This is a genomic window from Burkholderia sp. BCC1047, from assembly GCF_902833155.1.
GTDB lineage: Bacteria > Pseudomonadota > Gammaproteobacteria > Burkholderiales > Burkholderiaceae > Burkholderia > Burkholderia sola.
In genome coordinates this window covers 35,349-59,842 of record NZ_CADFEH010000025.1, presented here as the reverse complement: position 1 = coordinate 59,842, position 24,494 = coordinate 35,349, and the positions used below count along the sequence as shown (strand labels likewise).

Below are 24,494 nucleotides of genomic sequence, written 5' to 3'. Positions count from 1 at the left end.
TCGCGCGGGCACACTTCGCGGGCGATCGCTTCGGCTATTTCAGCACGTCCGGCATCGCCGCGAAAGTCCGCGCGCCTGTTGCGTGATGTTGCGTTCAGTCCGCCGATTTCGTCGTGACAGGCTGCCACGCGGCGTTCTTCACTTCATACAGCGTCGAGCTCGGGTTCTTCAGGTCGCCCGTGCTCGTGAACGCGATCGTGCCCGTGATGCCGTCGTAGCGCGTACCCTTCAGCGCGCCGTTGAACTCGGCTGGCTTCGTCGAGTTCGCCTTCTGCATCGCGTTGATCGCGATCCACGTCGCGTCGTACGCGAACGGTGCATACGCGAGCATGTCGACGCCGTACTTCTGCTTGAATTTCGTTTCGAACAGCTTGCCCTTCGCGAGACGCGACAGCGGCTGCCCGTATTCCCACACCGACGCGCCTTCGGCCGCATTGCCGGCGAGCCGGATGAAGTTCGCGTTCATCACGCCGCCGCCCGCGAGAAACTGCGCGCGAATGCCGAGCTGGCGCATGCGCTTCACGAGCATCGCGGCCTGGGCGTCGAGGCCGCCGAAAAACACGAGATCGGCGTTGGCGCTCTTGATCTTCGTGAGCTGCGCGCTGAAGTCGACGGCCTTGTCGTTCGTGAATTCGCGCGCGACGATCGTGCCGCCGTTCGCCTTCACGGCCTTCTCGAATTCGTCGGCTTCGCCCTGGCCGAACGCGGTGCGATCGTCGATGATCGCGATGCGTTTCGCTTTCGTCACGCTCGCGGCATAGGTACCGGCATTGCCGGCGTTCTGCGTGTCGGTCGCGATCACGCGATACACGCTATCGAGCCCGGCGCGCGTGATGTCGGGATTGGTCGCCGACGGCGTGATCATCGGAATGCCGGCCTTTGCGTAGATCTTCGATGCGGGCAGCGTCGTGCCCGAATTGAAGTGGCCGATCACGACGGCCACCTGCGCGTCGGCGAGCTGCTGCGCGGCCTGCACGCCGGTGCGCGGGTCGCTCTGGTCGTCCTGCGACGCGATCACGAACTTCACCGGCTTGCCGCCGACGGTCGTGTGCGCGGCATTCGCTTCGTCGACCGCCATGCGCACGCCGTTCTCGATGTCCTTGCCGTATGCCGCGCCGCCACCCGTCAGCGGGCCGGCCACGCCGACCTTGACGATCGTCTCCTGCGCATGGGCCGCGCCCGTCTGGAACGCGAGAAGCACGGCGGTCAGTGCGACGCCGGAAAGCGAACGAATGCGGAACGTCATGGCAGTCCTTCTTGTGAGAGTCGGGATGCAACGCGCGATCGGCACGCGTCGGCAACCTCCTGCGCGCCGATGATTTCTTGCGCTGCCGACGCGCAATGCGCGCGACCGGCTCGCCGATCACCGCGATTCCGTCTCCGAAGAACCTTTCATCGCGAAAGAGGTGAATGGATTGTGGGTAGCCAATACCCGTGCAGCAAACGAAATATCGGAACTACGTTGTGAGGATTTTTCATCAAGTTCCGGATTCATGGCCGATCCGCGGCCCGTACGACGGCGGGCCGTGGATAGAGGTGTTCCGAGGGGAAATGGCGGTCGCGTCGCCAGATAAGGGCCGGCGCGGTCATGCCGGCAACGCATCATCGTCGCGACGCCGTCCGGCCGGCCTTCGCGACGCCGAAACCGGCGCCGCGTCATCGGTCAGTGCCGATCGGTGCCCGTGTGGTGGCGCACCGCATCGGCCGCCTCGCCGGCCTTCTCCTGAAGCTTGCCGGCCTGCTGTTCGGCGACGCCTTCCGCTTCGGTCTCGCGGTCGCCCGTCACCTTGCCGAGTGCTTCCTTGACCGAACCCTTGACCTGCTTGAGCTTGCCTTCGATGCGATTCCTGTCCATGGTCTTCTCCTGCGATGGTTGAGGAAAGCCGGCAATGCAGCGGCCTGCGCGGCACCGCCGAGCGGACAGGATCGCAAGCGGGCGCCGCGCGCGGCAGATGCGGATGCACCAGTGCGCATGGTGCATTCGCACCGAACGCCGTCAGTCCTTGTCCTTCGCGCCGCCCTTGTCGCCACGCGCGCCGTTCGCTTCGGCCGCGGCCGCGCCGACGATCCCGCGCTCGCGCGCCCAGACGATCGCCTCGGCGCGGCTGTGCACGTCGAGCTTCGCGTAGATCGTCGCGACGTGATTGCGCACGGTGTTCGGCGCCAGCCCGAGACGACCGGCGATCTCCTTGTCGGCGAGGCCATGGCACAGCAGGTCGAACACGTCGCGTTCGCGCGCGGTCAGGTCGGACAGCTGCGCGCCCGCATCCGGCGCATTCGCGCGTCGCACGTTCGCGAGCTTCTCGATCAGCGTGCGGCTGAACCACGACGCATCCTGCATCGCGGTCTCGATCGCATAGACGAGCTCCATCTCGGTGCGCTTGCGGTCGCTGATGTCGAGCAGCGCGACGAGCAAACAGTCGCGGCCGTGAATCGCGACGGGGTCGGCCGACACGACGCAATCGCGAACATCGCCGTCGCGCGTGCGGATCTGCACGTCCGCATTGCGCACGTTGCCGTCGCGCACGAGCCGGCCTTCGATGCGCGGCCATACGCCGCGCTCGGCCCACAGCCCGATCTCGTCCGCGGATTTGCCGAGCAGGTCGGCCTGCGCGTGGCCCGTCATCGCGGCAAACGCGTCGTTCACGTCGAGCAGCTCGAAACCGTCAGCCGTGACGATCGCCATCGCGACCGGCGCCATCCGGAAGGCCGTCGCGAAGCGTTCCTCGCTTTGCATCAGCGCGCGCTCGGCCTGCTTGCGCGGCTCGAGATCCATGAACGTGAACAGCATGCACGCCTCGCCGTTCATGTCGATCGGCTGCCCGGCGACGACCACCGCCTTGGTGCTGCCGTCGGCGAGTTTCAGCACGGCTTCCATCTGCGGGATCGTCGCGCCTTCGCCGAGCCGCTCGATCGCCAGCTCGCGCCGCTCGGCCTGTTCGAGCACGTCGACCTCGTATACCGAGCGGCCGAGCACGTCGTCGCGCGCGTGGCCGGTCATGTCGAGGAAGCCCTGGTTGACCTTCACGTAGCGCAAGTCGTCGAGCCGGCAGATCACGGCCGGCGCCGGATTCGCGTTGAAGGTGCGCTCGAAGCGCTCCTCGGCGCTCGCCCATTCGGTCGCGTCGTGCAGCACGAGCGCGAGGCAGTCGGGTGCGCCGGCCGCGTTCGTCAGCACGAGGCTGCGGATGCGGTGCACCCAGCTCACCGACTCGTCGGCGGCCGATTCGACTTCGACCGTCACGTCGCTGAACTCCTCGCCGGCGATCACGCGATCCATCGGATAGTGGCCGTCGCGCACCGGATGGTTGTTCCGGTAGCGCAGCCGGAACCGCTCGCGGTATTCGGTGACGTTCGCGCCGAGCGCCTTCAGCTCGGTCACGCCGTGCATCGCGAGCGCGGCCTCGTTCGCCCAGACGATGCGCTGGTCGGGTTCGATCAGGAGCACGCCCTCGGTGAGCCCCGCGATGATCTGGTGCAGCTGGCGCCGGTCGGTATGCGACTTGAGTACCTGTTCGTCTACTGGTTCGTTCATCGATTCGTTGTCCCTGTCGTCAAACATGAGCAGTCAACAGTGCGTCGGCCGGGCGCCCGTTGCAGCGTCACCCGTCGGCCGGCGGTGCGGCGATGATCGCGTGCGGCGCAACGGCGCGACAGGCGCGGATGCACTATCCCGAATAGTACATTCGCATGCCGCCCGCGTTTCGTGCGGCGCCCCGCCGAACGGCGCGGCACGACCCTCGCACCCGTCGCGCCGCATTGCCCGGGTCATGGTGCACGTCGCGTGCCCGCCCGTCCGTTCCGTCCCCCGGTGCAAACGCACTAGCCGATCAGGTGAATTTGCGCGATGTCCGCTCGCTTTCGCGTCGGTACGCTGGTACTGCATCGGCGTTCATGCGCCGCCCTTTCATACCGCAGAGGAGGACACCGGATGAAATTGCAACAGACACCCAATCCGACGCGGCCCGAGCCGGCCCCTGACCATCCGCCCGAACCGGCGCCCGGCACCGATCCGCCGGTGCCGCTGCCGCCCGACGTGCCGCGCCCGGACATGCCGCCGCGCGAACCCGGCTACGACACGCCGATCGCCCGCTAGCGCGGGCAGGCTGCACGGGAACGATCCGTGCTCCCGGACTAACTGATTCAACCCGCCAATCGAAGGAGAACATCAATGAACAAGACCTCGCACCTTTCGACGCTGCTCGCCGTCAGCGCGGCTTTCCTGCTGTCCGCCGCCCCGCTCACGAACGCGCACGCCCAAGCCTCGTCGACCGACAGCGGCATGGCGACCGAATCGAACCAGCCTGTCACCGACACGTGGATCACGACCAAGGTGAAGGGTGAACTCGCCACCACCAAGGGCGTGGAAAGCACCGACGTCAGCGTGAAGACGGTGGACGGCGTCGTCACGCTCACGGGCGTGCTGCCGACCAAGACCGCCGTGAAGAAGGCCGTCGCCGTGACGCGCGCGGTCAAGGGCGTGAAGCACGTCGACGCATCCGGCCTGAAGGCGAAGGGCTGAGCTACCACGCGGCGGCCGACCGCCGCACTTTTCTCCCCGTACACAAGGAGCACACCATGAACGAAGACAAGATCAAGGGCCAGTGGAAGCAGCTCACCGGCAAGGTGAAGGCGAAGTGGGGCAAGTTGACCGACGACGATCTCGCGGTCGCGGAAGGCAATCGCGATTATCTGGCCGGGAAGATCCAGGAGCGTTACGGGATCGCCCGCGACGAAGCCGAGAGGCAGTTGAAGGAATTCGACCGCGAGCTGTAACGCGCCAGTCGTCTCACCCCGCCGCGACGCACGTCGCGTCGCGGCCACGCGGAGGACAACGACATGGGCAAATATCTGATCGCATGGCTGCTCGGTGTACCGATCGGGCTGCTCGTGCTGTTTTATCTGGTCACGCACCTCTTCTGATGCACGTGACGCCCCGTCGACGAAAATGGGCCGACGGCTGAAACCAGCCGCCGGCCCATCTGCGTGTACATGCGGTACGCGATGCGTCGCGCTTACTTCGCCGCGTTCGCCGTCATCTTGAAGATGCCTTGCGCGTTGCCCGCGTCGAAGCGCAGGTCGGTCACCCAGCGACGCGCCGCCTGGTCGAACGTGCGCTTGCGCGTGATGAACTCGTAGAACGATCCCGGCACGTTGCGCTTGACCGTGCCGCCGTCGCGGGTACGGAACTCGCGCTCGACCGTATCCGCGCGATAGGCCGTCTGGAACACGCGGCCCGAGCGCGAGCGTTCGACTTCCGGCTTCATCGGCCGCCCCTTCGCCTTCTCGTCGTCGGACAGCTTGAACACGTCGGCGACGCGGTCGGTCGCGTGATTGAACGCATTGCCCTCGGTCGCGATCCACGCCATTTCCGCCGATTCCATCAGCAGCGTCTCGTAGTCGAGTTCGTTCGGCACGTCGTGCTGACGCGCGAACGCGCCGACGATCTCCGGCAGCAACGCATGCGCGGCTTCCAGCGACAGCCAGCCTTCGCGCTCGACTTCCCACAGCAGCGCGACGGCCGCCGGCGACAGCGGATCGCGCGACGAGCCGACGACGTTCGTCACGGCCTGCTGGAATTCCTTCGAGAAGCGCTCCGGATGCAGTTCGCTGACGAAGAACTGTGCGATTTCGTCCGGCGCGTCTTCATGCGCATACGCGCGGCCGGTCATGCCGAGCTTGTCTAGCGGGTAACGGCCGTTCAGGCGAAAGCCGAGCGGCCGCAGGATGCGCGTGAACGCGGCCTCGCCCGGCGGCAGCGCGCCCGTGTGCGGCCAGCGCACCGTGCGCAACGCGCCGTGGTCGAAATAGACCGAGCCGCCGCTTTCGACCGCGTCGGCCGTGTACGCGCGGCCGTTCGCCGAACGCTCGAGCAGCCCTTCGAACAGCGCCATGTTCATCGCCTGCGCGATTTCCGCGCGCGTCACGACGCCGTCTTCCCATTCCTCGAGGATGGCCGGCATGTTCAGGGTGGAGAACAGGGCGTCGGTCTTCGCCTGTCCCAGCAGCTTCGTCAGCAGGCTGTCGATATTCGGATTGCGCATCGGGATTCTCGTGTCGGGGACCGCCGGCAATCGTGCCGGCCACGCGTCGGCCAGCCGCCCGCGGGCGCCTGACCTTGCACGGGAAGCATTATTCAAAGGGTTGCAGCGGGGCGTAAAGCGAGATTAAATTGAGACGTGATGAGTTTTTGGAATTATCGGCCGTTCCTCGCGGGCGCTTCACCCCGGGGCCGCACGGGTCCGTTCATCAGACAAATCGAGCATCATGCGCAAATTCAAGATCCCCAACATGGGCGCGCTGGTGGCGTTCGAAGCCGCCGCCCGCCACGAGAGCTTCACGCACGCGGCCAAGGAGCTGTTCCTGACCGAAAGCGCGGTGTCGCGGCAGATCGCGACGCTGGAGGCGAGCCTCGGCGTGCGGCTGTTCGCGCGCGTGAAGCAGCGCGTCGTGCTGACGCGCGCCGGCAAGCTGTACGGCACGCAGGTGCGGCGCGCGCTGGAAGCGCTCGACCGCGACACGCTGTCGATCATCGCGCACGGCAGCGGCGGCGGTTACCTGGAACTCGCGGTGCTGCCGACCTTCGCGTCGCACTGGCTGATTCCGCGCATCAAGAGCTTCTACGACCGCACGCCGGACGTGCGCGTGAACATGGGCAGCCGCACCGACCTGTTCTCGTTCGAGGACACGCACTTCGAAGCCGCGATCCACTACGGCAAGCCGACCTGGCCCGGCACGTCGTCCGACTACCTGTTCGGCGAGGAAGTGGTGCCGATCTGCGCGCCCGCGCTGCTGAACGGGCCGGTCGAGCGCGTCGAGGATCTGCTCGCGTATCCGCTGCTGCACTCGACGACGCGCCCCGGCGCGTGGGCGCAGTGGTTCGAGACGCACGGCGTCGAGGACATCCGCACGATGCAGGGCGTGCGCTACGAACTGCATACGATGCTGATCAGCGCGGCCGCGGCCGGGCTCGGCGTCGCGCTCGTGCCGAAGTTCTTCGTCGAGGAACAGTTGCAGCAGCTCGGCCTCGTCGTGCCGTGCGATGCGGCAACCGTCGGCGATTCGGCGTATTACCTCGTGTATCCGACCGAGTTCAGCCACAGCAAGCCGCTGGAATCGTTCCGCAGCTGGCTGCTCGAACAGGCGAGCGCGTATGCGGCGCCGGAACGCGATGCGCACAACGCCGATGCAGAAGATGAGGAAGACGACGAGGACGTCGAGTAACGGCGCCGTCGCGCCGACGTCATCGCGCGGCGGCTGCGCATGCGTGTCGCGACGGCACGTCGGCCGCCACGACCTTCACCAGCCGCGCGCGATCGGGGGTTTCCAGCCCGGGGCACGCCGTCTCCAGATCGCGGATCACGAGCGTCGCGCGGCCGTCGAACCGGCACACGCCGCGCGGCTGCGCGGCGGGCAGCCGCAGCCCGCGCGTTGCCTCGTGCCGGTTCGTGAAAACGATCACGCCCGCGCGTTGCGAGCGGGCGGGCAAGCGCCGCGCCGATGCGTCGTCCTCTTCGAACCACACGTCCGACCCGATCGACTCGTCGCCGTAGTCGAGCGCGTAGCGCCCCGACAGCGTGATCGTCCGGTCGACATGTACAGCATGGCAGTCCGGCTCGGCATCCGCCGCGATCGTCTGCGCCCCGGCCGCGAGCGGGCCGCATGCGAGCAACGATAAAAGCAGCGCGCGGGCGCGGTCGGTCATGCTGGACACATCAATCGCGAGGCGGATCATGGGCAGTCGGGCGCGGATCATCGTGACGAAGACCCGCATTGTCGCGCACCGCGTGCGTTACATGTGCCACTTCACCGTGGCGGTCAGCGTGCGCGGATCGCCGGGCATGTTGTACAGGTCCGCGTTGCCGTGCGCGGAGATGAAGTAGCGGCGATTGAACAGGTTGTCGAGCGTGAGCGTCACGTCGACCTTCTTGCTGCGATAGCCGGCGCCCAGGTTGAACACCGTGAACGACGGCAGCGTGACGAGATCGCTCGCCGACGTATAGCGCGCCGACTGGAACTGCATGCCGGCCGCCGCATAGAAGCCGTACGGCAGCTCGCGCTTGAGCCACAGGTTCGCGCTGTGGCGCGGCATCAGCCCCGGCGTGTTGCTCGACACCGCGAGGCCGGCCGCCGTCGATTGCGCGGAACCGTCCACCGTGCCGTTCAGGTACGCGTAACCCGCATACACCGACCACTTCGGCGCGATCTCGCCGGTGAAGCCGAGCTCCATCCCGCGAACGTGCTGCGTGCCGATCGGCAGCGCGTAGCCGGGATTCGCCGGATCGCCGATCTGCTGGTTGGTCTGGCGCATGTCGAACAGCGCGACGCTGGCCGTCGCCTTGCCGCCGAGGTCGAAGCGCGAGCCGACTTCATACGCGGTGGTCTTCTGCGGCGCGAGCGCGGCGCCGTTCGAGAACGCGCCGGAACTGATCAGCGTGTCGGCCAGCGGCGAGAACGACTGGCTGAACGACCCGTACAGCGTGAGCCAGTCGAGCGGTTCGTAGATCAGCCCGACGCGCGGGCTCCACGCATGATCGGTACGGTCGAGATTGACGTTCGACGACGTGTAGTCGTGGCGGATCTGGTTCAGGTAGTCGAAGCGCAGGCCCGCGAGCACCTTCCAGTGTTCGGTCAACGAGATCAGGTCCTGCGCGTAGACGCCCGCGAGCCCGACGACGGTCGACGCGTTCGTCTTCGCACGCGTGCCGGTCGGCACGCCGGGCAGGACGACCGGCTGCGGATTGAAGAGATCATAGGTCGCGACCTTCGTCACGCTGTAGATCGTGTCGAACTTCTGCTGCTGCGACAGCTCGAGCCCGTACAGCAGCTCGTGGCGCATGCCGAACAGCGACGTCTTCTGCGTGAGTTCGAACAGCCCGTCGATGCCGTGATCGGTACGCTGGCGCGTCGACTGGTCGAGCGTGACGACCGGGTGCGCGGCAGTCTTGATCGGCTCGTAGTTCACGTAGTTCTTCCGCTCGAGCGAGAAGTCGTACGCGCGGATCGCGCCGTGGAACGACAGCGAATCGTTGAAGCGGTGATCGAGCGACACCGTCGCGCTTTTCGCGGAGACGTCGTTGTACGAACTGTTCACCCCGTCGGCCGACCCGTAGTACGTGTTGATCGGCACGTCGACCGGCCGGCCGCGATACGCGGGCACGCCCTGGTCGGACGTGCGGCGGTCGTGCAGGTAGTCGAATTCGACGTTCAGCACCGTGTCGCGGTCGAGCTTGAACTGCGCGGACGGCGCGATCGCCTGCCGGTTGAGCTGGAACTGGTCGCGGAAGCTGTTCGAATTCTCGGCCGCGCCGGTCATGCGGAAGCGCGCCGCGTCGTTCGGGTTCCAGCCGAGGTCGAATTCGCCGCGCCGCTCGCCGCGCGTGCCGAGCGTCACGCCCACGTCGTTCACCGGGTTCGCCTGCGGCCGCTTCAGCACGCGATTCACGATGCCGCCCGCCGAGCCGCGCCCGTACAGCACGGCCGCCGGCCCCTTCAGCACCTCCACGCGATCGACGTTCGACAGGTCGCGGTAGTACAGCGCATCGTCGCGAATGCCGTCGACGTACTGGTCCGTGATGCTGTTGAAGCCGCGGATCGTGATCTGGTCGCGCTGGCCGTCGCCGACCGAGAAGCCGACGCCCGGCACGTTGCGCAACGCATCCTGCAGCGACGTCGCGTTCTGATCCTCGATCACCGCGTGCGGCACGACGTTCACGGTCTGCGGCACGTCCATCAGCGACATGTCGGTCTTGGTCGCCGCGCGCGAATGGCCGCCGTCGTACGACGCATGCTCGGCGGCCGCGTTGACGGAAATCGCGGGCAGGGTCGCCGCGGCGTCGGCCGCCTGCGCAAACGAAGTGCGGGCGCCGGCCAGCGACGTGGCGATCAGAAGCGCATGGCACGCGCTCGTGTTGAGTTTCATCGTGAACGTGGAAGGGGGTGAAGAAAACGGCGAACGGCCGGCGCGTATCGCTGCCGGCCGGCGCAACCGGCACGAAAAAAGCCGTGACGCCCCGTCACGGCCCGTAATGCGGCGAAATAATAAACGAGAATGATTCGTGTTTTTAATTAATTTTCATCGTGTCGCCTGCCCGCAACGTGAACGCTTATCGCGCCCTGCATTCCTGACGAATGCCTTTCTATTCAAGCCATTTGGCGGCCCCGAATCGTAATGAAAAAGAAAGCATTGGATCAGTCGCCTCATGCGGCAACGATCGGTAAAAGGCGAGATTCGGGAGGGCGACGGAGAAGCTGGGAAGGATCGCGAAGGATAGGGACAAGCAGGCGGGACGGATTCAATAGTCCGGTGTGCGCCGGACCGGGCAACCCCGGCCCGGCGCTCCGGGCAGCCGACCTCGCATCGGCGGCGCGGCGGATCTTCTTCTGTTCTTCACTACGTCTGCTCTCAGGTTCACTGCATTTTTTTCCTCACCGCGTCGGGCCATTATCCGCTCAATTCTGCCGAAGTAAAACGTTTGCGGTTGCACCCAAGCTGTTATAACGGCGATTCGGCAACAGTCTTTCCAAATGCTTACGGTAATTGCGACACGACTCCCTCTGTGTTGCATTCGTCGCGGCGTTCCTTTTAAATGGAACTGGTTCCATTCGTTGAATCGGCCATGTTCGTGCGTGACGCGCAGTCGCGTGCGCGTCATGATGCCGATTCAGGATCGAGGATCATTCCGTTCAGGATTCGCATCGCCCGTCCTTCCCGGACACCCCGTCAAACGAGACCGTCATGCCCGATTCCGCCTCCCTGCAGCACCTGTTTCCCGCATTACAGGACATCCCCGCCGAATTCCGGCTGGCTTCGCCGATTCATCAGCGCGTGTCGCTCGTCGACGGCGAATTGCGACCGTGGGACGGCGCGACCAAGACCGTGCTGTCGCCCGTGTGCGTGCGGCAGGCGGATGGCAGCGTCGAGCAGGTCGAGATCGGCAGCTACCCGGTGATGGGCGAAACGGAAAGCGACGCGGCGCTCGACGCCGCGGTGCGCGCGTACGACGCCGGCCGCGGCGAGTGGCCGACGATGAAGGTCGAGCAGCGCATCGCGTGCATGCAGGACTTCATCAAGCGGATGGTCGCGCAGCGCGAACTCGTCGTGAACCTGATCATGTGGGAGATCGGCAAGAGCCTCGCCGATTCGCAGAAGGAGTTCGACCGCACCGTCACGTACATGACGCAGACGATCGACGCGCTGAAGGAGCTCGACAACGCGAACTCGCGCTTCGTGATCGCGGAAGGCACGATCGGCCAGATCCGCCGCACGCCGCTCGGCGTCGTGCTGTGCATGGGCCCGTACAACTATCCGCTGAACGAAACCTTCGCGACGCTGATTCCCGCGCTGCTGATGGGCAATACCGTGGTGTTCAAGCCGCCGCAATACGGCACGCTGCTGTTCGAGCCGCTGCTCGAAGCGTTCCGCGACGCGTTCCCGAAGGGCGTGATCAATACGATCTACGCGCCGGGCGCGGTGGTCGTGCCGCACATGCTCGCGTCGGGCAAGATCAACGTGCTCGCGCTGATCGGCTCGAGCAAGGTCGCCGATCACCTGAAGAAGCAGCATCCGAAGTCGCACCGGCTGCGCGCGATCCTCGGCCTCGACGCGAAGAACGCGGCGATCGTGCTGCCCGACGCCGATCTCGACCTCACCGTGAAGGAGTGCCTGCTCGGCGCGCTGTCGTTCAACGGCCAGCGCTGTACCGCGTTGAAGATGCTGCTCGTGCATCGCTCGATCGTCGACGAATTCCTGAAGCGCTTCACCGCCGCGCTCGAACAGCTGAAGATCGGCATGCCGTGGGAAAAGGGCGTCAGCATCACGCCGTTGCCCGGCATGCATCGCACCGCGTACATGACCGACGCGATCGACGACGCGAGGGCGAAGGGCGCGCAGGTCGTCAACCATCAGGGCGGCGAGTTCAGCAAGACGCTGTTCTACCCGGCCGTCGTGTATCCGGTGTCCGAAGGGATGAAGCTGTACCGCGAGGAGCAGTTCGGGCCGATCATCCCGGTCGCGCCGTTCGACGACGTGGACACCGCGCTCGACTACGTGACGACGTCGGAGCACGGCCAGCAGGTGAGCATCTTCGGTTCGGATCCGGCGCAGATCGGCGCGCTCGTCGATCCGCTCGTAAACCAGGTGTGCCGCGTGAACATCAATTGCCAGTGCCAGCGCGGGCCCGACGTGTTCCCGTTCGCGGGCCGCAAGGATTCGGCGGAAGGCACGCTGTCGGTGAGCGACGCGCTGCGCGCGTTCTCGATCCGGTCGATGGTCGCGGCGAAGCAGACCGACAGCAGCAAGCAGTTGCTCGATTCGATCGTGTCGGATCACCACTCGAAGTTCATCAATACGGGCTTCATTTTCTGAAGCGGGCTTGATCGATGCCGGCGCCTCCGTCGCACGTCGGTGCGGCGGAGGCTTTCGGCAAAGCTCCACGCGGGCTAGACGTTCGTCACCAGCAGCCGAACGCCCGCCACCCCGAACACGACGGCCAGACACGCTTCCATCGCGCGCCGCCCGCGCACGTACAACCGGCGCGCACCCTCCATCGAGAACACCAGCGCATAGCCGCCGAACACCAGGCAGCCGATCGCGAGGCAGCCCGGCACGACGGCGCCGTGCGCGCCGCCCGCGCCGTTCGACGACAGCGCGACGATCGACACCCACACGAGAATCGCCTTCGGATTGGTCAGGTGCAGCATCGCGCCGCGCACGTAGAAGCGCGACAGCCGCTGCTCGCGCGCGGCGTTCGCCGCTGCCGCCGGCGGGCCGGACAACGCCGTGCGCGCCGACTTGAACGCGAGCCACATCAGGTACAGCCCGCCGAACACCTTGATCGCGACCAGCAGCTTCGACCACGCGAGCAGCGCGGCCGAGACGCCGAGCGCCGCCACCGTCGCCCAGAACATCGACCCTGACATTACGCCGAGCGCGAACGCGAACGCCGCCTTGCGGCCCTGGTTCGCGGCGACCGACATGATCGCGAGATTGCTCGGCCCGGGGCTGGCCGTGCCGATGAAATAAGCGGTGTAGGCAAGTAGCAGGTTGGCGGAGAAGAAGGCGTGGACACTCATGGCGAACCTCGCGGAGACGATCGGGAGATTGTTGGCAAACCTGCGCCGTCTGCCCATGGACAATTACACGCCAATTCGCTGGGCCAGTTGTGTGGCCATGCAACCAATCGCCACGCCCGGACCGTCTCTGTTTTGAAACAACTGGCGCATTCGCCGCCGGTTCGCGCGATGCGGCGGCGCGCGCTCCATGCAGCCGTTTCCCGTCTGCGAATGCACGACGGGCGTGGCCGAACCGCCCGGCACGCGCCGTGGCGGCCTTTCGCCGGCAGAAACGCGCGACGCGCCCAATGCCGCGTTACGTTACATCCGTGAAGCATTTCGCATCGTCGCCCCGCTTCCGGCGTCCGATACCGTCTGCCTGCAGCCGATAGACACGCTCCTCGATCGCCTGCGCGATCCAGTCCCGACGGGACTCGCCGCGCGATGCCGGATCGCGGCTCAACATTACTCAACAATCGTGCGGCGGCGCTGGTACGGAATCTGCATTCCGTTCGGGCAGAAGCCGCGCCCGTTACCGCGCGGACATGAATTCACCCTCGGGCGCTCCCCGGATCCGCCCGTACGACATGCACACGCAACGAGGCTCTCCATGGATGCGCAGCCCAACTCGTCCGATTCGTCGTTCCAACTCTTCCTCGCGAAGGTGCTCGAACAGCCGCTGCCCGACTGGACCGAAAAACAGCAGATGGAACTCGAGATGGCGCACACGCTGTCGACGCAAATGGTCACGCTCGCCGAAGACATGCGCGGCCGCACGCCCGATCTCGCGCGCTGCCTTGTGCTGCTCCGCTACGCGAAGGTGCTCGACTTCATGCTGACGTCGCTCGCCGCGCATCGCGACATTCATCCGCAGACACTGCGCACGCTGTTCCGGCTCGCGAACCTGAAGGTCGACGACGCGTATCCGGTGTAAGCCGGCGCAACGGACCGGAGGCCGCGCACGTCCCTTGCGGCCACGCCGGCCAGGCGCGATTCGCCTCCGCACACGCACGGCCCGCCTGCTCCTGCGCGCAAACGGCGGTACAATCGCGCGCCATGAACGCACTTCGCCGCTTCCTGCTCCGGCCAGGCGTCGCACGACAGTTGCTGTGGGGGTTGCTCCTCGTGACGCTGCTGTCCCGCGCGCTGATGTCGGGCGCCGTGATGCTCGATCCGGACGGTCCGGAGGCGGGCTCGGTGGTGCTGTGTTCGGGCCGCGGCCCGCTGATCGTCGCCGGCGCCGCACTGGCCGCCCGCTTCGACGCGAGCGCGCCGATCACGCCGGCCAACGATGCGCTCGCGCTCGTCGATGCACTCAAGCATGACGCGCACGCCGACAAGCCCGCGTCCTCCGGCGACGGCGACAGCCTGTGCGCATTCGGCGCCGCACTGTTCACCGCGCTCGCGTCGTTCGCGCTGCTGGTGCTGCTGTTTCCCGCAGCGGCGCCGCGGCGCTTCCGTGTTCACTTCTACAGCCCTCCTTTCGTGCGATCGATATTCGACGATCGCCCGCCCTCCCGCGCGCCTCCCCGGTTCTGCTGAACGTTCCGTCCTGTGACGCATGCACGTCGCCGTGCATGCGCGTTCACGCCGTTCGTTTCGCCCGACCTGATTCACGCGTTCACCCGCATGCCTGCCTCGCGCCGGCGACGCCGCCCTGCGCCCCGTTTGCGCAGCGCGCCGCGCCGCCTGCCGCGCCGACGCACGCACGCGGGTGCGACGCACGTTGACGGCCGCCGGCCAGCACCGGCCCCGCCGCTCGACGCACCCGAGGAATTCACACCATGTCGACCATCGTCGATCGGGCCATCTCGCCCGCCCGTTCCGCCAGCGCCGGTTACCGGACGCTCTGGCGCTGGCATTTCTATGCCGGCCTGTTCGTGATGCCGTTCCTCGTGATCCTCGCGATCACGGGCACGCTCTACTGCTTCCAGCCGCAGATCGAGCCGCTGCTGTATCCCCACCGGCTGGTCGTCGAACCGCGCGCGACGCCGCGGCTCGATGCCGACACGCTGCTCGCTCGCGCCCGCACCGCGATGCCGGCCGGCGCAACGCCGGTTTCCGTGCAAGTCTCCGCCGCGCCGGACCGCAGCGCCGAGTACGTTTTCCGGCTGCGTGACGGCAGCCGCGAGAGCGTGTACGTGAACCCGTACGACGGCCGCGTGCTCGGCACGCTGAGCGTCGAGAACCGCTTCATGCAAGTCGACCGGATGCTGCATCGCAAGCTGCTGCTCGGCAAGACCGGCGAGTTGCTGATGGAACTCGCCGCCTGCTGGACTTTCGTGATGATCGGCACGGGCATCGCGCTGTGGTGGCCGCGCGGCGCGGCACGCGTCGGGCGCGCGTTGCAGCCCGACCTGTCGCTGCGCGGCCGGCCGCTGTGGAAGAGCCTTCACGCGACGGCCGGCATCTGGCTCGCGGCCGGCACGACCGCGTTCATCCTGTCCGGGCTGCCGTGGTCGGGCTCGTGGGGCAAGAACTTCAAGGCGCTCGCCGCGACCGTGAATCTCGGCGCGCCGGAAGGCGCGTGGGGCGGTGCGTCGGTGCGCTCGACCCGCCCGGGCGCCGCCGCGACGGCCGACACTGCGCGTGCGCCGGCCGCCGCCCCGTCCGGCCATCACCACGAATCGGACGAATCGATGCCCGGGATGGTAATGGACGATCTGCCGTTGCCGCAAACGCCGTGGGCGGTCGGCAACGTGCCCGTCCCGCATTCGCCGTCCGCGCCGACGCCCGCGCCGCTGCCGCTGGCCCGCGCGATCGCGATCGTCGCCGGGCTCGGCGTGACGAGCGGCTACACGCTCGCGCTGCCGGCCGGCGCGGACGGCGTGTTCACCGCGTCGTACTTTCCGGCCGACCCGAAGGCGGAACGCACGATCTACGTCGACCAGTACAGCGGCGCCGTGCTGAAGGACATCCGCTATGACGACTACGGCGCGGTATCGCGCGCAGTGTCGTACGGCACGTCGCTGCACATGGGCCGTTATTTCGGGCTCGCGAACCAGATCCTCTGCGCGGTGCTGTCGCTCGGGCTGGCCGCGATGGCCGTCACGGGCACCGTGATGTGGTGGAAGCGCCGCCCGGCCCGGACGCTGGGCGCACCGTCGCGCGAACGCGGCGCGCCGCCGATGCGCGGCTGGATCGCCGGGCTCGTGCTGCTCGGCATCGTGTTCCCGTTGATGGGGCTGACGATCGTCGCGGTCTGGTTGCTCGACCGGCTGCTGTTCGGCCGCGCGGCACGCGCCGCGGCGTAATGAACGCAAGCGCTTCCCCCATTCGAAGGAAACCGAAACGATGAAGTTCAGATTGATGCTGCCTGCTGCCGTGCTCGCGGCGCTGTCGCCGGCCGGGCACGCACACGCACAGGAAAACGGCGTCGACGGCAGCGGCGCCACGCTCGCACCGATTCGCGTCGACGCGCAGAAGGCGCCCGCGCTGACGCAACCGCTCGACACCGGCAGCCATCTCGGGCTGTTGCCCCTCGAAACGCCCGCGAGCGTCGAGCAGATCAGCCGCGCGACACTCGACACGCGCGGCGACCGTTCGATCATCGACGCCGTGAGCCGCGCCGCCGGCATCAGCGCGTCGCCGCATCCGGGCAACGGCAACTCGGAGCTCGCCGCGCGCGGCTTCGTCGGCGCGTCGTCGGTCACGCAGCTCTACGACGGCGTGCGCCCGTACGGCGCGATCGGCGTCACGTTCCCGTTCGACACGTGGTCGGTCGACCATATCGACGTGCTGCGCGGCCCCGCGTCGGTGATCTATGGCGAAGGCGCGATCGGCGGCGTGGTCAACATCGTCCCGAAGAAGCCCACGCGCACGCCGATCCGCAACGAGCTGCAGGTCGGCGGCGGCACCGAAGGCACCGCGCGGGCCGCGTTCGGCAGCGGCGGCGCGATCAACGACAGGCTGTCGTACCGCTTCGACATCAGCGGCAACCGATCGTCGAACTGGGTCGATCGAGGCAATTCGCGCAACCTGTCGGTCTCCGGCGCGCTGCGCTACGACGTGACGCCCGACCTGTTCGTGACGGCGTCGTACGCGCAGGGCTTCATGCATCCGATGCAGTACTTCGGCGTGCCGCTCGTCAACGGTGCGCGCAATCGCGCGCTCGACAAAAAGAACTACAACGTCGGCGACGCCGACATCGCGCTCCGCGACAGCTGGGCCACCGTCTCGGCGAACTGGCAGCCGAGCGACAGCCTGAACGTGACGAGCACGCTCTACCGGATGAAGAGCAACCGTCACTGGAAGGATGCGGAGTACTACACATACCTGCCGTCGAGCGCGCAAGTGCGGCGCAGCAGCTACACCGAGATCTTTCACGACCAGGAGCAATACGGCAACGTGACGACGGCCACCGTCGGCGGCGCGCTGTTCGGCATGCGCAACACGTTTTCGGCGGGCGTCGAGTTCAACCACACGACGTTCCAGCACGACAACAACTCGCCGTATGCGGGCACGTCGACGGTCGATCCGTTCGACTTCGATCCGGGCAGCTTCATCAATACGGCCGGCACGTTTCCGAAGTACCGCAGCCAGTCGAACCAGTACGCGCTGTTCGCGGAGAACCGGCTCGAGATCACGCCGCGCTGGTCGGTGATCGGCGGGCTGCGCTACGACCATGCGAGCGTGAACCGCGACGATCTCGTGAACGGCGGCGCGTTCACGAAGGTGTTCGCGAACACCGGCTGGCGCATCGGCACCGTGTACGACGTGCAGCCCGGCCTCGCCGTGTACGGCCAGTATTCGGTCGCGGCCGATCCGGTCAGCTCGCTGCTGTCGCTGAATGCGTCGAAGGCGAACTTCACGCTCGCGACCGGCCGGCAGATCGAGATCGGCGTGAAGCAGTCGTTCCTCGACGGCAAGGCGGAATGGACGCTCGCCGCGTACCAGATCGTGAAGCGCAACCTGCTGACGGCCGACCCGATGAACCCGAATCAGTCGATCCAGGTCGGCCAGCAGTCGTCGCGCGGGCTCGAGGCGACGGTCGGCGCGGAGATCGCGAAGGACTGGCGCGTCGATGCGAACGTGTCGATCCTGCGCGCGAAATACGACGATTTCCAGCAATCGTCCGGCGGCACGGCCGTGTCGCGCGCGGGCAACGTGCCGGTGTCGGTGCCGCAGCGGCTCGCAAACCTGTGGGTGAGCTGGCGCTTTGCGCGAGACTGGACGGGTATCGCAGGCGTGAAATACGTCGGCAAGCGGTTCGCCGATACCGCGAACCAGCTCGTGATGCCGTCGTACACGACCGTCGATCTCGGCCTCGCATGGAAGCCGCGCAAGGACACGACGATCACCGCCCGCGCGTACAACGTGTTCAATCGCCGCTACGTGCAGTCCGCGTACTACAACGAAACGCAGTATCTGCTCGGCAACGACCGGCGGTTCGAGGTGCTGGCGAACTACCGGTTCTGATGCGGCGCGCCGGCGCGCAACGGGTGCGCGGCGGCGGGCCGGTCAGTGTCCGGTCGCGCCGCTGCCGGCCCGCCCGCGCCCGTCACGCACGCGGGCCCGCCATCCACTTCCGGTAGCGCCGCGTCTGGCATTGCGCGGCCAGTTGCTGCCGCACCAGCGCACGCAGCGGCGACACCTGCGGGTGCGTGCGGCGCCCTTCGCTCAATCGCGTGAGCTGGAACTTGACGACGGCCATGTTCGCCAGCGCGCCCAGCGCCTTGTTCTTCCAGCGGATCGGCTGCAGCACCGGCGCGCTGTCCTTGCCGGCGCGCCAGTCGCGCGGCAGGTTCGGGTCGATCGACAGCGCGGTCGCGATGCCGACCATCGCCACGCCGCTGTCCACCACCTGCTCGGCCACCGCGCGGCGCCGGATGCCGCCCGTAACCATCAGCGGCATCCGCGCGACGGCCGTGATGTCGCGCGCGAATTCGAGGAAATACGCTTCGCGCGCCAGCGTGCGCCCGTCGCGCGCCTCGCCCTGCATCGCCGGCACTTCATAGCTGCCGCCCGACAGTTCGACGAGATCGACGCCGAGCGGATTCAGCAGTTCGACCACGCGCTTCGCGTCGTCCGCGCTGAAACCGCCGCGCTGGAAATCGGCGGAGTTCAGCTTCACCGCGACGACGAATGCCGGCGACACCGCCGCGCGCACCGCCTTCGCGATATCGAGCAGCAGACGTGCGCGATTCTCGATGCTGCCGCCCCATTGATCCTGTCGGCGGTTCGTCAGCGGCGACAGGAACTGGCTCAGCAGATAGCCGTGCGCCGCGTGCACCTGCACGCCGGTGAAACCGCTTTGCTCCGCGAGCTGCGCGGCGCGCACGAAGCGCTGCTGCACGTCGGCGATATCGGCTGCCGTCATTTCCTTCGGTACCGGAAACTGCTTCGACAGCGCGCCGAGCGCGAGCGGCACGGCCGACGGCGCGAGCGTCGTCTGGCCGAGCGCCGCCTGCATCTGCCGCCCCGGGTGATTGATCTGCATCCATACGTGCGCGCCGCCCGAGCGCGCGATCTGTGCCCAACGACGGAATCGGTCGAGATGCGCGTCGCTTTCGAGCACGACGCCGTTCGGCCCCGTCATCGCGCGACCGTCCACCATCACGTTGCCGGTCAGGATCAGCCCGACCTGACCGTCGGCCCACGCCTGGTACAGGCGCAGCAACGCGTCGGACGGCGCGTGGTCCGCATCGGCCATGTTTTCTTCCATCGCGGCCTTGGCCAGACGGTTCGGAATCACCGCCCCGTTGGGCAGTGTGAGGGGCGCAAACAGATTCATGGTGGCAGATCCTCGATTGACGATGGCCCACGATAACTTTAAAGTCAACTTTAAGGTCAAGCGCTTTTGGAGCCCACCATGAAAATCGGCGAACTGGCGAAGGCGAGCGGCCTCGCGGCGTCGCGCATCCGCTTCTACGAGGCGAGCGGCCTGCTCGAGCCGGCCCGCCGGCAGGCGAACGGCTATCGGGAATACGGGCCGGAAGCGTTGACGCGGCTCGCGATCATCGACCGCGCGCAGTGCGCGGGCTTCTCGCTCGACGAAATCCGCGCGGTGCTGCCGCCGAATCTCGGCGCATGGCCGCACGATCAACTGCTGGTCGCGCTGCGGCACAAGGTCGACGAAATCGCGCTGCTCGAACGGCGTCTCGCGCAGAACCGGCAGCATCTGGAAACGCTGATCCACGAGATCGAGAACAAGCCCGCGGGCGAGGATTGCGCGGGCGCCGCGCAGCGAATGCTCGACCGGCTGTGCGAGCAGGCCGCCGAGCCGCTGGAGCCTGCGCCCGTGGTGCGGCCGGCGCGTAAGCGGGCGTGATGGTTTGCGCTGCGGGATTGCGCGCCGCCGCATGAAGCACGAGATGCGATGCGGTAGTCGCGATTTGCTTACGTCGCAGGTAATCGACGCGCGCCGCCCGCGCCGCGATCATGGCTCCATCGACTCTCGAACCGCATCCCGCCAAGGAGCCTGCCATGACCGCCTACGCCATCGCCCACCTGCATGACGTCGACATGTGCGACGACATCGTCGAGTACCTCGAACGGATCGACGGCACGCTCGCGCCGTACGACGGCCATTTCGTGATTCACGGCGCACGACCCGAAGTGCGCGAAGGCGTGTGGCGCGGCGACCTGATCGCGATCGCGTTTCCCGATCTCGACACCGCGCGTAAATGGTATGAATCCGATGCGTACCAGCAGATCCAGCCGCTGCGCGCACGGCACGCGAGCGGCCCGTTGATCCTCATCGACGGCGTCGACGAGCGGCACAAGGCGACCGACATTCTGCGTTGAATCTTGATGCAGGCAACGCCGCCGACGCTTACGACGCCTTCCGCTCCATCGGCTCGCCGACGACGAACCCGCCGCCCTGGAACCGCTGCGCGGGATCGTCGTACTCGGCGGTCGGCGCCGTGACCGGGAACAGCCCGGCGAACTGCTCGGAGCTGTCGCGCGGGCGGAAGCCGAGGAAGCCGACCTTCGTGTTGTCCCACCACTTCACCGGGTTGTCCGATGCGCCGTAGACGATCGCGTGCCCGACGCGGTTCGTCAGCAGCGAGCAGCGCACGAGCTCGATGAAGTCGCGATAGCTGAGGAACGTGACGAGCATCCGCGGATTCTTCGGCACCTCGAACGACGACCCGATCCGCAGGCACACCGTCTCGATCCCGAAGCGGTCGAAGTAGTAGCGCGACAGCGATTCGCCGAAGCACTTCGTCACGCCGTACAGGCTGTCGGGACGCAGCGGCGCGTCGGCGTCGAGCACTTCGGTGACCGGATGAAAACCGATCGCATGGTTCGAGCTCGCGAACACGACGCGCTTCACGCCGTGCTTGCGCGCGGCTTCGTACAGGTTGTACGTGCCGGTGATGTTCGCGCCGACCAGATCGTCGAACGGCGCATCGACCGAAATGCCGCCGAGGTGGACGATCGCGTCCACGCCGTCGACGAGCGCCATCACGGCCGGCCGGTCGGCCAGGTCGACCACGCGGAGCTCTTCATGCGCGGCCGCGTCGCCGAGCGTCGCGATGTCGCTGACGCGCACGACGTCGGCCCAGTCGGCGAGCGCGCCGCGCAACTGGCGGCCGAGGTTGCCGGCCGCGCCCGTCAGCAGCAGGCGGCCGAAGGGTTTGCGCGCGGCGGGGGATGAGGCGTTCATCGAATCTCCTTGGATCTGGCCTAAGACGGAAAACGTTTTCCAACTATACGCGGACGCGACACCGAGCGTCAATGGTCGAACCCGCTCGCAGCCATCCGCACTTTCCCGATATCGACTGCGATCTGCGCGCCGGCTTTTTCTGCCACAATCGGGCGTTATCGAACGAAAACGTTACCCTTCGCATGAAAAAAGTTTCCTCGACGATCCGCGACGTGGCCGCGGAAGCCGGTGTGTCGGTCGCGACGGTATCGAAGTACGTGAACGGCACGCAGCGCTTCTCGCCGACCGTCGAGGCACGGCTGAAGGAGGCGATCGAGCGGCTCGGCTACCGGTCGAACCCGCTCGCGCGCTCGATGATCACCGGCCGCACGCGCACCATCGGCCTCGTGATCCTCGATATCAGCAACCCGCACTTCACGAACGTCGTGAAAGGCGCGAACCGCGTCGCGCTGCAGCACGACTACACGCTGCTGCTCGTCGATACCGAAGAGAGCCAGGCCCGCGAACGCTCGCTGATCGAGGCGCTCGCGCAGCGCGTCGACGGGCTGATCGTCAGCACGCGGATGCCCGACGACGAAGCCGGCTGGATGCTCGACCTCAACAAGCCGCTCGTGCTGCTGCGCCGCAGCCCCGGCCTGCCGATTCCGAGCGTCGGCATCGACAACCGGCTGTCGACCTACATGCTCGCGCGCCACCTGCTCAATCTCGGCCATACGCGCATCGCGTATCTCGGCTTCGGCACCGCGCGCGTGAACGACGAACGGATCCAGGGCGCGCGCGACTGCCTCGCCGAAGCGGGGCTCACGCTCGACGTGCACGACGCGCACGCGCCGACCGCCGAGGCCGGCGAGCGCGCGTGCTCCCGCGTGATGCTCGGGCCGCAGCGCCCGCAGGCCGTGATCTGCTACAACGACCTGATCGCGCTCGGCTTCATGAAGGAAGCCGCGTCGCTCGGCTTCCGGCTGCCGCAGGACGTGTCGGTGGCCGGCATCGACAACGTGCCGTACGGCGAATACGCGGCGCCCGCGCTGACGACCGTCGACATCCAGAGCGAGAACATGGGCGAGCTCGCGATGCAGAAGCTGATCGACGCGCTCGCCGGGCGCACCGACGCGAGCTATTCGACGTTCGAGCCGCGGCTGATCATGCGCGCGTCGACGGCCTCGGCCGGCTGACGCGATCGCGACGCGTCACGTCCCCCGAACGAAAAACGCCGCCCCGAGGGCGGCGTTGTCCACTGTATCGGCTTGCCGATACGCGATCACGCATCGAGTTTCGCGGGCTTCATCTTCGGCGTGAGCACGTGCATCACGGCCAGCGCGATCAGGTAGGCCGACGCGCCGATCGCGAACAGCACCCAGTAGTGGCCGGTGCGCTGCAGCACCTGGCCGATCACTTCCGAGAACAGCACGCCGCCAATCGAGCCGGCCATCCCGCCGATGCCGACCACCGACGCGACCGCACGGCGCGGGAACAGGTCGGACGCGGTCGTGAACAGGTTCGCCGACCAGCCCTGGTGCGCGGCCGCGGCGAGGCCGACGATCAGCACTGCGATCCACAGGCTCTGCACCTGCGACACGAACGCGATCGGCAGCACGCAGCACGCGCAGATCAGCATCGCCGTCTTGCGCGCCCGGTTCACGCTCCAGCCCGCCCGCAGCAGCATCGACGACAACCAGCCGCCGCCGATGCTGCCGACCGTCGTCAGCGCATAGATGCAGACGAGCGGCAAACCGATGTGCTGCATGTCCATCCCGCGCGACTCGTTCAGCCACTTCGGCAGCCAGAACAGGTAGAACCACCACACCGGATCGGTCAGGAACTTGCCGACCAGGAAGGCCCACGTCTCGCGCTTGCGGATCAGTTCGCCCCAGCGCGGCGCGCCGGCGTTCGCGTTCGCCGCGTCGAGCGCTTCGGCTTCGTCGCGCGGTTCGTCGTATTCCGCGGCGAGCGCGCGCGTGTCGGCCGTGCGATACATCACCAGCCACACCGCGAGCCACACGATGCCGATCGCGCCGATGATCACGAATGCCGCGCGCCAGCCGTAGGCCACCGCGATCGCCGGGATGATCGCCGGCGCGAACACCGCGCCAATGTTCGCGCCGGAGTTGAAGATGCCGGTGGCAAGCGCGCGTTCGCGGCGCGGGAACCATTCGGCCGTCGTCTTGATCGCGGCCGGGAAGTTGCCGCCCTCGCCGATCCCGAGCAGCGCGCGCACGGCCGCGAAGCCCGCCACCGAGCCGACCGCCGCGTGCAGCATCGCGGCGATGCTCCATACCAGCATCGCGACCGCGTACGACACGCGCGTGCCGAGCCAGTCGACGATGCGCCCGAAGCCCAGCAGGCCCAGCGCATAGAACGCCGAAAACGCCATCACGATGCGGCCGTACTGCACCTGGCTCCAGCCGATGTCGTGCTGCAGCATCGGCGCGAGCAGGCCGAGGATCTGCCGATCCATGTAGTTGATGACGGTCGCGAAAAACAGCAGTGCACAGACGGTCCAGCGGTAGCGGCTGGCGGCCACGCGCACTGCGCCGACGACGGCAGAAGGCATGAATGTCTCCGATGCGCGGTCGCGCCCGTCGCGCCGCACGAAGTTCGTTGACCGGCGACCGGCGCCGGGGCGAACGGCCCGCGCGCTGACGCACGGGCCCTTTTCACCAATCCATCTGGAAAACGTTTTTCAAAGGATAGGCCGTGTGCCGGTGCCGTGTCAGTCGGGGATTTCGATGAGTCATCTCAAATTGGTCGCGGCAAAAGAGACGACTGTTTCGCAGAGTGGCATTAACCGTTTTTCCCCTGATTTTCCCGCCGCGGCACGGCGGGCACG

Annotated in this window: 22 protein-coding genes; 12 read left to right on the top strand and 10 right to left on the bottom strand. The window is 67.1% G+C overall.

Annotated features, from left to right (window positions below; all coding sequences use genetic code 11):
* Positions 1–94: 94 nt before the first annotated feature.
* The 3 genes from HWX55_RS24000 to HWX55_RS23990 form a co-directional block, all read right to left on the bottom strand.
* On the bottom strand, positions 95–1,246 hold the full coding sequence (locus HWX55_RS24000) for a branched-chain amino acid ABC transporter substrate-binding protein (protein ID WP_175977542.1): 1,152 nt from the start codon (positions 1,244–1,246) through the stop codon (positions 95–97).
* A gap of 417 nt (positions 1,247–1,663) precedes the next feature.
* Positions 1,664–1,855 carry a CsbD family protein gene (locus tag HWX55_RS23995; RefSeq protein WP_050017276.1) on the bottom strand — a complete coding sequence of 64 codons (192 nt, stop codon included), beginning with the start codon at positions 1,853–1,855 and terminating at the stop codon, positions 1,664–1,666.
* A gap of 141 nt (positions 1,856–1,996) precedes the next feature.
* Complete coding sequence (locus tag HWX55_RS23990; protein WP_175977541.1) at positions 1,997–3,535, bottom strand: helix-turn-helix transcriptional regulator; 1,539 nt, start codon at positions 3,533–3,535, stop codon at positions 1,997–1,999.
* Between the two features lie 396 nt (positions 3,536–3,931).
* On the opposite strand from HWX55_RS23990, the gene HWX55_RS23985 reads away from it, so the two are divergent.
* The 3 genes from HWX55_RS23985 (at position 3,932) to HWX55_RS23975 (ending at position 4,776) form a co-directional block, all read left to right on the top strand.
* A complete protein-coding gene (locus tag HWX55_RS23985; protein ID WP_175977540.1) occupies positions 3,932–4,096 on the top strand; it encodes a hypothetical protein in 165 nt (54 codons plus the stop codon).
* 75 nt (positions 4,097–4,171) lie between these two features.
* Positions 4,172–4,522 (top strand): BON domain-containing protein, encoded by a 351-nt coding sequence (locus tag HWX55_RS23980; RefSeq protein WP_050017278.1) that lies wholly within the window; start codon positions 4,172–4,174, stop codon positions 4,520–4,522.
* 56 nt (positions 4,523–4,578) lie between these two features.
* Positions 4,579–4,776 (top strand): CsbD family protein, encoded by a 198-nt coding sequence (locus HWX55_RS23975; protein ID WP_175977539.1) that lies wholly within the window; start codon positions 4,579–4,581, stop codon positions 4,774–4,776.
* Positions 4,777–5,015: 239 nt separating this feature from the next.
* Here the strand turns inward: HWX55_RS23975 and HWX55_RS23970 are convergent, their stop codons facing one another.
* A complete protein-coding gene (locus tag HWX55_RS23970) occupies positions 5,016–6,044 on the bottom strand; it encodes a DUF1338 domain-containing protein (protein ID WP_050017280.1) in 1,029 nt (342 codons plus the stop codon).
* Positions 6,045–6,267: 223 nt separating this feature from the next.
* Between HWX55_RS23970 and HWX55_RS23965 the strand changes: the two genes are divergently transcribed.
* The gene (locus HWX55_RS23965) at positions 6,268–7,224 is read left to right on the top strand and encodes a LysR family transcriptional regulator (RefSeq protein ID WP_175977538.1); all 957 of its coding nucleotides are present in this window, start codon (positions 6,268–6,270) and stop codon (positions 7,222–7,224) included.
* Between the two features lie 19 nt (positions 7,225–7,243).
* On the opposite strand, the gene HWX55_RS23960 is transcribed toward HWX55_RS23965, so the two are convergent.
* A complete protein-coding gene (locus tag HWX55_RS23960; protein WP_175977537.1) occupies positions 7,244–7,705 on the bottom strand; it encodes a hypothetical protein in 462 nt (153 codons plus the stop codon).
* 87 nt (positions 7,706–7,792) lie between these two features.
* Positions 7,793–9,922: a TonB-dependent siderophore receptor gene (locus HWX55_RS23955; RefSeq protein WP_050017282.1), complete on the bottom strand. Its 2,130-nt coding sequence runs from the start codon at positions 9,920–9,922 to the stop codon at positions 7,793–7,795.
* Between the two features lie 816 nt (positions 9,923–10,738).
* Here HWX55_RS23955 and HWX55_RS23950 point away from each other — a divergent pair.
* Positions 10,739–12,367: an NADP-dependent glyceraldehyde-3-phosphate dehydrogenase gene (locus HWX55_RS23950; protein WP_175977536.1), complete on the top strand. Its 1,629-nt coding sequence runs from the start codon at positions 10,739–10,741 to the stop codon at positions 12,365–12,367.
* A 74-nt stretch (positions 12,368–12,441) separates the two neighbouring features.
* Here the strand turns inward: HWX55_RS23950 and HWX55_RS23945 are convergent, their stop codons facing one another.
* Positions 12,442–13,074, bottom strand: coding sequence for a LysE family translocator (locus HWX55_RS23945; RefSeq protein WP_175977535.1), 633 nt, complete (start codon positions 13,072–13,074; stop codon positions 12,442–12,444).
* A 589-nt stretch (positions 13,075–13,663) separates the two neighbouring features.
* Between HWX55_RS23945 and HWX55_RS23940 the strand changes: the two genes are divergently transcribed.
* From HWX55_RS23940 to HWX55_RS23925, 4 genes are all read left to right on the top strand, one after another.
* Positions 13,664–13,987, top strand: coding sequence for a hypothetical protein (locus tag HWX55_RS23940; RefSeq protein ID WP_050018102.1), 324 nt, complete (start codon positions 13,664–13,666; stop codon positions 13,985–13,987).
* 122 nt (positions 13,988–14,109) lie between these two features.
* Positions 14,110–14,595, top strand: a complete 486-nt coding sequence (locus HWX55_RS23935) for a hypothetical protein (protein ID WP_175977534.1) — start codon at positions 14,110–14,112, stop codon at positions 14,593–14,595.
* 242 nt (positions 14,596–14,837) lie between these two features.
* Complete coding sequence (locus HWX55_RS23930) at positions 14,838–16,307, top strand: PepSY domain-containing protein (protein WP_175977533.1); 1,470 nt, start codon at positions 14,838–14,840, stop codon at positions 16,305–16,307.
* A 40-nt stretch (positions 16,308–16,347) separates the two neighbouring features.
* A complete protein-coding gene (locus tag HWX55_RS23925; RefSeq protein ID WP_175977532.1) occupies positions 16,348–18,471 on the top strand; it encodes a TonB-dependent receptor in 2,124 nt (707 codons plus the stop codon).
* Positions 18,472–18,553: 82 nt separating this feature from the next.
* On the opposite strand, the gene HWX55_RS23920 is transcribed toward HWX55_RS23925, so the two are convergent.
* A complete protein-coding gene (locus HWX55_RS23920) occupies positions 18,554–19,786 on the bottom strand; it encodes an NADH:flavin oxidoreductase/NADH oxidase family protein (protein WP_175977531.1) in 1,233 nt (410 codons plus the stop codon).
* 78 nt (positions 19,787–19,864) lie between these two features.
* Here HWX55_RS23920 and HWX55_RS23915 point away from each other — a divergent pair, with 78 nt between their 5' ends.
* Complete coding sequence (locus HWX55_RS23915; protein ID WP_175977530.1) at positions 19,865–20,323, top strand: MerR family transcriptional regulator; 459 nt, start codon at positions 19,865–19,867, stop codon at positions 20,321–20,323.
* A gap of 155 nt (positions 20,324–20,478) precedes the next feature.
* Positions 20,479–20,799 (top strand): DUF1330 domain-containing protein, encoded by a 321-nt coding sequence (locus HWX55_RS23910; protein WP_175977529.1) that lies wholly within the window; start codon positions 20,479–20,481, stop codon positions 20,797–20,799.
* A 28-nt stretch (positions 20,800–20,827) separates the two neighbouring features.
* On the opposite strand, the gene HWX55_RS23905 is transcribed toward HWX55_RS23910, so the two are convergent.
* Positions 20,828–21,664: an NAD(P)-dependent oxidoreductase gene (locus tag HWX55_RS23905; RefSeq protein ID WP_175977528.1), complete on the bottom strand. Its 837-nt coding sequence runs from the start codon at positions 21,662–21,664 to the stop codon at positions 20,828–20,830.
* Between the two features lie 71 nt (positions 21,665–21,735).
* On the opposite strand from HWX55_RS23905, the gene HWX55_RS23900 reads away from it, so the two are divergent.
* Complete coding sequence (locus tag HWX55_RS23900; protein ID WP_175977527.1) at positions 21,736–22,839, top strand: LacI family DNA-binding transcriptional regulator; 1,104 nt, start codon at positions 21,736–21,738, stop codon at positions 22,837–22,839.
* 86 nt (positions 22,840–22,925) lie between these two features.
* Here the strand turns inward: HWX55_RS23900 and HWX55_RS23895 are convergent, their stop codons facing one another.
* Positions 22,926–24,218, bottom strand: coding sequence for an MFS transporter (locus tag HWX55_RS23895; RefSeq protein ID WP_175977526.1), 1,293 nt, complete (start codon positions 24,216–24,218; stop codon positions 22,926–22,928).
* Positions 24,219–24,494: the final 276 nt, after the last annotated feature.

Coding starts and splice junctions, on each gene's coding strand:
- HWX55_RS23930 (WP_175977533.1), top strand. CDS start 14,838: ATGTCGACCATCGTCGATCGGGCCATCTCGCCCGCCCGTTCCGCCAGC.
- HWX55_RS23960 (WP_175977537.1), bottom strand. CDS start 7,705: ATGACCGACCGCGCCCGCGCGCTGCTTTTATCGTTGCTCGCATGCGGC.
- HWX55_RS23965 (WP_175977538.1), top strand. CDS start 6,268: ATGCGCAAATTCAAGATCCCCAACATGGGCGCGCTGGTGGCGTTCGAA.
- HWX55_RS24000 (WP_175977542.1), bottom strand. CDS start 1,246: ATGACGTTCCGCATTCGTTCGCTTTCCGGCGTCGCACTGACCGCCGTG.
- HWX55_RS23975 (WP_175977539.1), top strand. CDS start 4,579: ATGAACGAAGACAAGATCAAGGGCCAGTGGAAGCAGCTCACCGGCAAG.
- HWX55_RS23910 (WP_175977529.1), top strand. CDS start 20,479: ATGACCGCCTACGCCATCGCCCACCTGCATGACGTCGACATGTGCGAC.
- HWX55_RS23990 (WP_175977541.1), bottom strand. CDS start 3,535: ATGAACGAACCAGTAGACGAACAGGTACTCAAGTCGCATACCGACCGG.
- HWX55_RS23935 (WP_175977534.1), top strand. CDS start 14,110: ATGAACGCACTTCGCCGCTTCCTGCTCCGGCCAGGCGTCGCACGACAG.
- HWX55_RS23940 (WP_050018102.1), top strand. CDS start 13,664: ATGGATGCGCAGCCCAACTCGTCCGATTCGTCGTTCCAACTCTTCCTC.
- HWX55_RS23955 (WP_050017282.1), bottom strand. CDS start 9,922: ATGAAACTCAACACGAGCGCGTGCCATGCGCTTCTGATCGCCACGTCG.
- HWX55_RS23925 (WP_175977532.1), top strand. CDS start 16,348: ATGAAGTTCAGATTGATGCTGCCTGCTGCCGTGCTCGCGGCGCTGTCG.
- HWX55_RS23905 (WP_175977528.1), bottom strand. CDS start 21,664: ATGAACGCCTCATCCCCCGCCGCGCGCAAACCCTTCGGCCGCCTGCTG.
- HWX55_RS23895 (WP_175977526.1), bottom strand. CDS start 24,218: ATGCCTTCTGCCGTCGTCGGCGCAGTGCGCGTGGCCGCCAGCCGCTAC.
- HWX55_RS23945 (WP_175977535.1), bottom strand. CDS start 13,074: ATGAGTGTCCACGCCTTCTTCTCCGCCAACCTGCTACTTGCCTACACC.
- HWX55_RS23970 (WP_050017280.1), bottom strand. CDS start 6,044: ATGCGCAATCCGAATATCGACAGCCTGCTGACGAAGCTGCTGGGACAG.
- HWX55_RS23915 (WP_175977530.1), top strand. CDS start 19,865: ATGAAAATCGGCGAACTGGCGAAGGCGAGCGGCCTCGCGGCGTCGCGC.
- HWX55_RS23900 (WP_175977527.1), top strand. CDS start 21,736: ATGGTCGAACCCGCTCGCAGCCATCCGCACTTTCCCGATATCGACTGC.
- HWX55_RS23920 (WP_175977531.1), bottom strand. CDS start 19,786: ATGAATCTGTTTGCGCCCCTCACACTGCCCAACGGGGCGGTGATTCCG.
- HWX55_RS23980 (WP_050017278.1), top strand. CDS start 4,172: ATGAACAAGACCTCGCACCTTTCGACGCTGCTCGCCGTCAGCGCGGCT.
- HWX55_RS23995 (WP_050017276.1), bottom strand. CDS start 1,855: ATGGACAGGAATCGCATCGAAGGCAAGCTCAAGCAGGTCAAGGGTTCG.
- HWX55_RS23950 (WP_175977536.1), top strand. CDS start 10,739: ATGCCCGATTCCGCCTCCCTGCAGCACCTGTTTCCCGCATTACAGGAC.
- HWX55_RS23985 (WP_175977540.1), top strand. CDS start 3,932: ATGAAATTGCAACAGACACCCAATCCGACGCGGCCCGAGCCGGCCCCT.